This is a genomic window from Okeania sp. SIO2B9 (assembly GCF_010672505.1).
Taxonomy (GTDB): domain Bacteria; phylum Cyanobacteriota; class Cyanobacteriia; order Cyanobacteriales; family Microcoleaceae; genus Okeania; species Okeania hirsuta.
In genome coordinates this window covers 1-8509 of sequence record NZ_JAAHGK010000156.1, presented here as the reverse complement: position 1 = coordinate 8509, position 8509 = coordinate 1, and the positions used below count along the sequence as shown (strand labels likewise).

General features: G+C 36.3%; 7 protein-coding genes. 2 read left to right on the top strand and 5 right to left on the bottom strand.

Annotation, left to right across the window (positions count from 1 at the left end; all coding sequences use genetic code 11):
• Positions 1-249 precede the first annotated feature (249 nt).
• A complete protein-coding gene (locus F6K13_RS08080) occupies positions 250-1398 on the bottom strand; it encodes a tetratricopeptide repeat protein (protein WP_124145963.1) in 1149 nt (382 codons plus the stop codon).
• A 314-nt stretch (positions 1399-1712) separates the two neighbouring features.
• Between F6K13_RS08080 and F6K13_RS08075 the strand changes: the two genes are divergently transcribed.
• Positions 1713-1991, top strand: coding sequence for a hypothetical protein (locus tag F6K13_RS08075; RefSeq protein WP_124145962.1), 279 nt, complete (start codon positions 1713-1715; stop codon positions 1989-1991).
• 331 nt (positions 1992-2322) lie between these two features.
• Positions 2323-2670, top strand: coding sequence for a DUF4258 domain-containing protein (locus F6K13_RS08070; protein WP_240039067.1), 348 nt, complete (start codon positions 2323-2325; stop codon positions 2668-2670).
• Positions 2671-3268: 598 nt separating this feature from the next.
• Here the strand turns inward: F6K13_RS08070 and F6K13_RS08065 are convergent.
• From F6K13_RS08065 to F6K13_RS08050, 4 genes are all read right to left on the bottom strand, one after another.
• On the bottom strand, positions 3269-4189 hold the full coding sequence (locus F6K13_RS08065) for a 2-keto-4-pentenoate hydratase (RefSeq protein WP_287287168.1): 921 nt from the start codon (positions 4187-4189) through the stop codon (positions 3269-3271).
• A 33-nt stretch (positions 4190-4222) separates the two neighbouring features.
• Entirely contained in the window at positions 4223-5224 is a 1002-nt protein-coding gene (locus F6K13_RS34985; RefSeq protein WP_339379482.1) for a pentapeptide repeat-containing protein, read from the bottom strand.
• Between the two features lie 233 nt (positions 5225-5457).
• The gene (locus F6K13_RS34980) at positions 5458-5775 is read right to left on the bottom strand and encodes a Uma2 family endonuclease (protein ID WP_353735645.1); all 318 of its coding nucleotides are present in this window, start codon (positions 5773-5775) and stop codon (positions 5458-5460) included.
• Between the two features lie 159 nt (positions 5776-5934).
• Positions 5935-7470, bottom strand: coding sequence for a hypothetical protein (locus F6K13_RS08050; RefSeq protein ID WP_124145960.1), 1536 nt, complete (start codon positions 7468-7470; stop codon positions 5935-5937).
• Positions 7471-8509 lie beyond the last annotated feature (1039 nt).

Genomic DNA, 8509 nt, shown 5'->3' with positions numbered 1-8509 from the left:
TTCTATATTAGCTGTTTGAAGTTGAAAAAAAGTGCCTGGTATCACGTCTAAAACGCTCAAAAAGTTAGTATTTTAGGCTCATAAGTTGGGCAGAAAAATCCCAAATTGACAATTCTTACTTCTACCTCCTCGCTCCCGATCCATTTCTCCCCTCCTGGGAGGGGTTAGGGGTGGGTTGTCTCCTGTCTCCTGTCTCCAGTATAGCTGTCTCCTACCCCTACTAAAAGACTAGTGAAGCGCAAACCCTAATTAATTTTCCAATTCCGTCATCATAGTTTCCACTTTTTCTTTACCTTCAGAATTATTCTGTTTCTCAAACAATTTTAATGCCCTTTCAAAAGACTTTCTGGCTTCTCGAACGCGCTCTCGACGGTGAAGAGCTAACCCCATTTTATAATGAGCATCTGCACGATCGGGATTTTTCTTAATTACTTGCCGAAACATAATTATTGCTTGTAAATAATCCTGGCTTTCTAAAAGTATCTCTGCTGCCGCAAACTTAGCCTCCACTAGATCGGGATTAGCATAAGCAGCTCTTTGATAAAATTTCAAAGCAGCTTGAGGATTATTTTGCGCTTTATAAATTTCCGCAATTTGAAACTGAATCTCTCCATTTCGAGGTCCTAGACGAGAAGCTACTTCTAGAGTAGCTAAACCACCATTAATATCTCCAGTAGATAATAAAGCAGTTCCTAACTTGATTTGCACTCCTGGATCTCTCGGTGATAATCTAACAGCTTCTCGAAGTGCTTCTAATGCTTCAGGAAAACGTTCCTGTTTCAGTAATGTTAAACCCATTGAGGCATAAGCTTCAGCATTATTAGAATTAGATTGAATTGCTACTTGATATGCAATGATCGCCTCATTGTATTTCTCTAGACGAAACAATGCAGCACCTAATCCTAAATGAGCATTAACATTATTGCGGTCAAGTAAAGAAGCACGGCGATAAGCTTCAACTGCGGCCTGATAGTTTTCTAACTTAGCCATACTATATCCCAAACCATATTGAAAATCTGCTTTATGAGGCTCAATAGCGATCGCCTGTTGATAAAACTGACTTGCAGCTTGAAAATTTCCTTGGAGTGCTTCTAAATAGGCAATACCAGAATATATTTGTGCATTTTTTGGGTCTAAACGTGCTGCCTGTTGATATATTGTGATAGCTTTTTGGTATTTACCTGCATCCGCTAGCGCTCTTCCCTGGCGTAGTAGTTTGTCTAAGTTAGAACTCACGGATTGATTTTGAGCCAATAATTTGACCCCACAGCCAGGATAAATGTAGGTCTTTATGCCAGATGTTTTTTGACAAGCAACCCCATAGGCAACAGAAGGAATAGTGGCTGTTATTATGGCCACTACTAAACTACTAAATATTGATACTGTTTTTTTGTACACGGCCAGTCTGAAATATTAAATGTTCATAGAAATTATTAATCATATCACCGCTTTGAAAAACTTAAGACAGGGAAATATTTTTCCTACTATTACCTCTGTTGGTGCGCTACCAGGTGCGTCTGTCGCGCCCCGCGGGGTCGCACCGCTGTTCCCTGTGGCCTATTCCCTGGCATAAAAAAGAAAATAAACCCATCTCCTGTCCCCCCACTATCGAAACTTATTGACATAAACTTTGACCTTTCTTAGAAAATATTCACGAAATTAAACTTGTAGAAGGCTATGTTTTCCATTAATATGAGTGTTACTCCGGCAGAGTGGACTGTGTTGCCAGTTTCTACCTCATCCTGCGCATTATAGAATTTCAATCTGTTCATCAAATCAAACCTCTTGCTGACAAACTCTTCCCACTGGTAGCTTATTGTAGGGCAATGAATCGTCAATATGGCCTCAGACTCAACAACGCTTTGTCGATTATCACTACTCCTCAAGAGGCGATACGGCTGATGCCATGCTCTGCGAAAACTTGGTTTGAACCTAATGAAGTGATGAAATATTGGCACCAGTGGCCTATTTTTGGCAATTACAGAATGTAGTATAACTTGCTAATTTTGTAGGCTTTGTTAAGCTGGGTTTAAGGGTATAACTACTTCGGAAGAAAAATCTATTAATCCTCCTGCCTAATCAAGGATAAAACAGTGTATTTATTCTATGTGGTTTTTACCGGGATTTATTTCTCAACCCACTGAAAACTTACCTAGAAAATTGTCTGGAATAGCTACACAAAAGCTCTTAGTAAACAAGCTGTTCCATATCTCTTTTTTGTGCTGAACTATTAGTCTATTTCTAGACATCAATTAAATTAAACCATGCTTAATTTTTTGCTTGTGATTTACCTAGTAACTTTACTAAATAAGGACAATGAACATGAATCACCAACTCAGTCTAGTGCTTCAAAATGACAAAAATATTCAAAAATTAGGTTGTATTAGCGCTGTACATAATCCTAAAGATACTAATCATTTGGAACGCCGACAACAACAACGTGCTATTAGTTTATCGATGATGAAAGTTGCCATAATTTATGGTAATAGACAATTTAGTTATGGGGCAGTCACTTATACTTTGACTGATAAGAATTTATGCAGAACTCCTTATAAAAGGTTTATAGATGTGCTGCGAGGATTGCGAGTTGTTTGTGTTCATGGATTTCCAGAACCTAAAATTATGACTGCTTATTGGCATAATAAAACGAAGCGAAAAGTTCATAGATAGATGTTGATATATTGCTAATTTATGAGCTTAAAAAGTTTACATTCATTCAGCAAACTTACCTTACTCAACCCAACTCACTACTATTTTATGTAGGCTAAAATGTTGGGTGAGAAAATTATTTATAGCAGAAGGAAGAAGGAAGAAGGAAGAAGGAAAAATATTACGTTATTTACTCCTTATTATATCAAATCAGGTTAATTGCACATAGAATCCGCTTATATAATATCTGTTTATAATTCTATTATTACTTCAATACTAGACATCTCCGCAAAAGAGGGAGTAGGGATATTGCATGCAACGTCCGTACAGGGAAATAATTGATAAATAAGAGTATGATAATTGATTTGATTTTTTATTATTGGAGATGTCTATTTAATCTCCCATTTTCCCCTCCTGGGAGGGGGAGGGGCGAAGGGTGGGTCTCCTACTCTCAACTATATAATAAGTGTTCAACCGGATTTGATATTACTTCTTCGTTCTGTCATATAGCAATGTGCGCTGGCATATTTACAAATTACAGGAACTGTCTAATAGCTAAAAGTCTTATATTATTGGCAATTATTCCCCCTATTCCCTGTTGCCTGCGCGTAGCGCTATACTATTCAAACTTCACAAATATTTCTACGGTTTCATTTGGAGTTAAACCTGTATATTGAGCGCGGATAGTAGTATTTGATTTAATAGTAAAAAAATTTGTAATACTCCCCAAAGAAAGTAAATCCCCTTTTTTTAATTGTTTACCTTCTGCTTGTAAAGAATTTTTAATCCAGAGAACAACATTTAGTGGATTACCTAATAAAGAACTGCTATTTCCTGATACTAATACTTTACCAGTTTCATCTAAAATTTCTAGGTTTAGATTCTTTAAACGATTTTCCCATTCATCAGTATCTGTTAAAGGAATAGGATTACCTAAAACTCCAGCTCTTGCCCCAACATTAATAGCTAAAAGAGTAGGTGCATCTAATTTTACATCTTGACTATAAACCAAATCTGGTAATTCAATAAATGGTATTACTGCATCAAGATATTTCAAAGTTTCTCTAGGAGTTTTAGCATTATTAATTTCTGCACTTCCAACTCTAACAATTAAATCACCTTCGCCTATTGGACGACTGCCAAATTTAGCTGGAATAACAGCACCACTTTCGAGGAACATTTTTTCGAGTAAAGCACCTCGCAAAGGCTGAGAAACATTAAAACGTTGTTGAGCATTTGGATTAGTTAATCCTGCTTTGTAGCCAACTATTTCACCTAAATTTTTACTAATTTCTGTTATAAATTGCTTTTGAATTTGTTTTGCTTGAGGAATAGTTAAGGTTGTTGCAGTGTCAACAGGAGTTTTTGTCAGGTAATTTTCTACAAGATTTTTTACTAGCTGAGAATCACTATTTTGAGTAACTATAGATGTAGAATTTTTACCCGATACTTCTGTTTCCGATGATGTTTTTGATGTTTCAAAAGTGCAGGCTGAAAGTAAGGAGATTAAGAGTAAAATAAGATATTTAGATATGTGCATAATTTTTAGTTTTTAATAAGGTTTTGTCAGTCTTTACTCCCATTGAGAACAATCAGGAAGATTTTCAGGGTCGGAATCTTTATCTTGTTCAATTTCCTTTATTCTCTCTTGTTTAGCTTGCTTATCTTCAGGAATCCATTGAAATTCAAATCTTCTAGTGTCTATTAATTTTTCAGATATTGTGTCGATATTGTCTTCAAATAGTGTGTCTATATTGTTTTCTTGTATTGTACTCTTTACATAAGTTGCTTCTTTCCAATTGCAGGCTAATTTTATTTGTGCATTACGGAGGTTTTTGGCATTAAAAAGGTAAGCTCCACGGAGGTTAGCTCCATCAAGGTTAGCTGAATCGAAGTCAGCTTCACTAAGGTTAACTCCACCAAGGTTAGCTTTAGTGAACTTAATTCCAATCATGTTAGCTCCATTGAGGTTAGCTCCATTGAGGTAAGCTTCATTGAGCTCAGCTCCAATGAAGAAAACTTTACTGAGGTTAGCTAAAACCAGGTTAGCTTTAGTCAGTTTAACCCTACTGAGTGTAGCTTCACTGAGGTCAGCTTGAAATAGTCTAGCTCCACTGAGGTTAGCGTCATGGAGATTAGTTTTATTAAGTTTTAGACCAGATAAAGAAAATCCTTCATTATTTAATCGTTCTACTGCAGCTGTCACAACCCCAGATTTATCGCTTTGACCTTCATTAATAATACTCCAGCTAGAAAAATGTCTTTGTTCTTTTCGTTCTTCACGCCCCGTGAACCAGCTCACTAAACTAACAATAAGAGTAATATTGGCAAGCAAACCAACAACATTTAAAATTGCGAAATTTGTTAACAAATAGTCTATATCTTCTACAAATTTCTCAATAGCAGTTGTTTCCCACCAATCTGCAAAACGTCTGATTGGTCTGGTTTGTTTTTCAGGAGTTTCTTTTTCAGGAGATTGAACGTCTTGAGGAGAAGAAATATATTGTTGTTTCGGATTTTCTATTCCTTCCTCTTCAATATTTATTTTTTCTGGGAAAACTACATTTTCGTACAATAAAGAAGTAGTAAATTCAAAATTAATGCTTTCTAATTTAAGCGAAAATTCCTGTTGACTATCAGCTATTTCCTCAAGAGAATAAGTAGTAAGTTCCCATTTATTTTTTCATTAATTTGATAGTATTCAATACATATCTTTTCTGAGTCAATAAGAACATATTCTTTGAGACTTTCTATCTGACGATAATATTGGAATTTTTGAGCGCGGTCGAAATTTTCTGTACTTGATGATCAAACTTCTACAATTAAACAGGGATAATAGATAATATTTCTAGATTTTGTGTCTCGTGGATCGCAACTTACAACTACATCGGGGTAGAAAAAGGAACCATTGCTGGAAACTGCGACTTTAGTATCTGCGATTTGCACTCTACAACCTTTTCCTTGCAGGTGACTTTTTAAAGCAGACGCTAAGTTGAGAGCAATGTCATTATGAGAAAGAGTTTCTCTAGTCATCCCGTAGACTTTGGCATTGATATATTCATATTTTACGGGTTGCTCTTCTTCCCATGCTAGATATTCTTCTGGAGTCATCTTTTCAGTTACCAAGGAAAATTAATTGTGTTCCCTTAATTTAGCAGGTCGGGACGTTGGATGCAACTTCCCTACCGGAAAATGATGTACAAGGTAAATAGTGAAAACCTTGTAGTGCGGGCATCTTGCCCACTATATGATCTGATTACAGCGGGAAGCGCTGTAATTCTATTTTCACAACCGACAAGACTTACGTTCGCGGGTTTCTTCCACATTTTGCCAACCATAAGAAAAATGACTAATAGAATTAATTTGAGGAGTTGCTCTTCTAATAGCTTGCATTTGGATCTCCAAGGAAGGGCGACCAGTAACAGGTTGTCCCCAAACTCCAGCGATCGCCGGAATAACTGCTACCCCATTTGGTGCCATACTTACCACTCTCTGCACTTTTGAAACAATACAATTGGGGTTGCGATCGCCACAAGTTCCATAAGACATGGGATGCCATTCCATTGAAGCTGGAAATTGATCCCAAGGTTGGAGTCGAGAGTCAAACCCATTATCGCGTACTCTTTTGTTACCACCAGGGAAAAATACAGCACCAGCAGAAAGACCTTTTTGTTTCACTGGTTTAGTCGCCATTTTGAGAAAGTCAAGTATTCCTTGAGCTGCATGAGCAACACTCAATTCCCAAACTTGTCGTCCCGAACCTCCTTTCGGTAGTCTACCAGTAGCAGATTCAGTAGTAGCAGGTGAAAAGAAATTTTGCCACTTAGGAGTTTGCTTGTAAGAAACCGCAGAAATATCTCCAGAAGTTACATATCCTTTGTCTAAAAATCTTGTGAGTAATTCCTTTCCTGCTTCATTTTTCGCCCGTTGCAATAGAACTTTCCTAGAAGCTTCACCATAAACCCATAAATCTTTTACTTCATCCGCTACAGAGTCTGGTCCTACTCCACGCAAATAACGAACGTAGTCGAATAAAACACCTTGAGGTTGACGTTTGAGTACCTCATTAATCATAACTGCATAATCTTGACGTGCTTCTGGACTATAAGGGTCAATAAAAGTATGAAAAGCATGACTTGCACCTAACTGGTCGTGCAAACTCGTATTGTCTGGAATCACATCAAGGGTTGTTTGACCTTTACCATTGCGAGCTAAAGCTTGTTGGCGGTTGGGTAGTTGAGAGTAAGTATAGCCAAAGTTGATGGTAAATACCCAAGCATAAGCTCGCAAACCGCGATCGCCTGCTTTTTTGAGACTCTCAGCTAATAGATCGACATTTTCATAACCAGGGACGCGCAGTACAGACGGCCAAACTGTGGGGTTATTTGCTGCGGGAAGAAGTACTTGTCCATCATAAAAAGCTTCTATGTAAACTTGATTGTAGCCTTTATTAACTACATGGTCGAGTATTCTGTCGATTTCTCCTGGTCTAGCATCACAAGGATATAGTCGCAACCATATGCCTTGAGTTCTTGGCCAGTTTCTTAGGCGACAGTTGTTTACTTCTCTACCGTGTTGAATCAAGATATCTTGATATTGTTTTTCTACTTCTTTATTTCCTGTTAAGACTGCTTGACGTAAGTTTTCTTTTGTAGCGATCGCTTCTGGTGACAACCGACAATAATTATCTGTTTGTGCTTGAGCTGGTTGCTGATACCAAAATAATGGGTTTGCTACTAGGCAAAATAAAGTGCCTAATATACTATTATATAAGGTTTTTTTTGCTTTAATTTTTTTGTGTGAAGTATAATTTTTGTTCATAACAATAATTAAATTTATTTCCTCATACAAATAAACAGAATAACACCTAATATCATGTCTCTTTGAATAACCACAATAAAAAATTTAGGGAGTAGGGAGCAGTAGGGAACAAGGGGAAATTTGTTTGCGCAGAATTCCGCACCGAAAAAATATTCTCGCCTACAGAGAAGAACATTTTTACCCTTGGCTAATTAATAAGACTTGATATAATTATTGATTAGCTATTCGGTCAATACCTAGTCTTTCAGTATAGTTTAAGAATAAATTGTATAGCGCTACGCAAATAAATAGTGCGCGGACATTCGTTTATTTCCTACTCCCTGCTCCCTACTCCCTTTTCACTCAAATTTGATTGTCAAACACCAAAGAACCTACTGCTAAGTAGGTAGGTCTAATTAAACGTTAAAAAAATTGTCGGGGCGGGTTTAACCAAAAGCTTTGACGTAAAGTACTTTTGAGTTCTAAAAACCCGCCTTCTAATATTGCGTTTATTTATGCTCACCTAAGATTGACAAAAAAAATTCGGATTATAGTTACCCGAATTTATACAGCTACTAAGAAAAAACTGAGGAATTGATGATTTTTTCACCTTCTTTGTAAGACAAATTAAAATTAGTCGAATACCTACAACCTATTTTGTACTAAATAATAGGAGGTAGGATATAGTTATAACTACAATAATTTGAATTAATACTCTTTCATTGATTTTAGAAATTGAAAATCTTAACTATGATGACTATCATCTCATAGTCTATGGGAAGTTCATCAGTTCAATGAAAAGAACCTCTAAATATCACCTCACATTTTTGTTCAAATTTTGTCTCAGTTTTTGTGTTTTTTTCAGCAATTATTTTTCTGTTATTTCCAGTTCTATAGCATTCTTAAATTATTGGTCAAAAATCCAGAATTGTATAGACAAAAAAATGTCAGTTATTAACCCCTTTTCCTTATTTCTAAATTCCCAAATATTTTCTGCACAACTTAAATATAACTGCCATATTTCTAGAGGTATAAAAAATATTTTCTTTAGTTAAAAGGC

What these genes read in the sequence shown, in the direction of transcription:
- F6K13_RS08070 (WP_240039067.1), top strand. Translation starts at nt 2,323, where the DNA reads ATGAATCACCAACTCAGTCTAGTGCTTCAAAATGACAAAAATATTCAA.
- F6K13_RS08065 (WP_287287168.1), bottom strand. Translation starts at nt 4,189, where the DNA reads ATGCACATATCTAAATATCTTATTTTACTCTTAATCTCCTTACTTTCA.
- F6K13_RS08050 (WP_124145960.1), bottom strand. Translation starts at nt 7,470, where the DNA reads ATGAACAAAAATTATACTTCACACAAAAAAATTAAAGCAAAAAAAACC.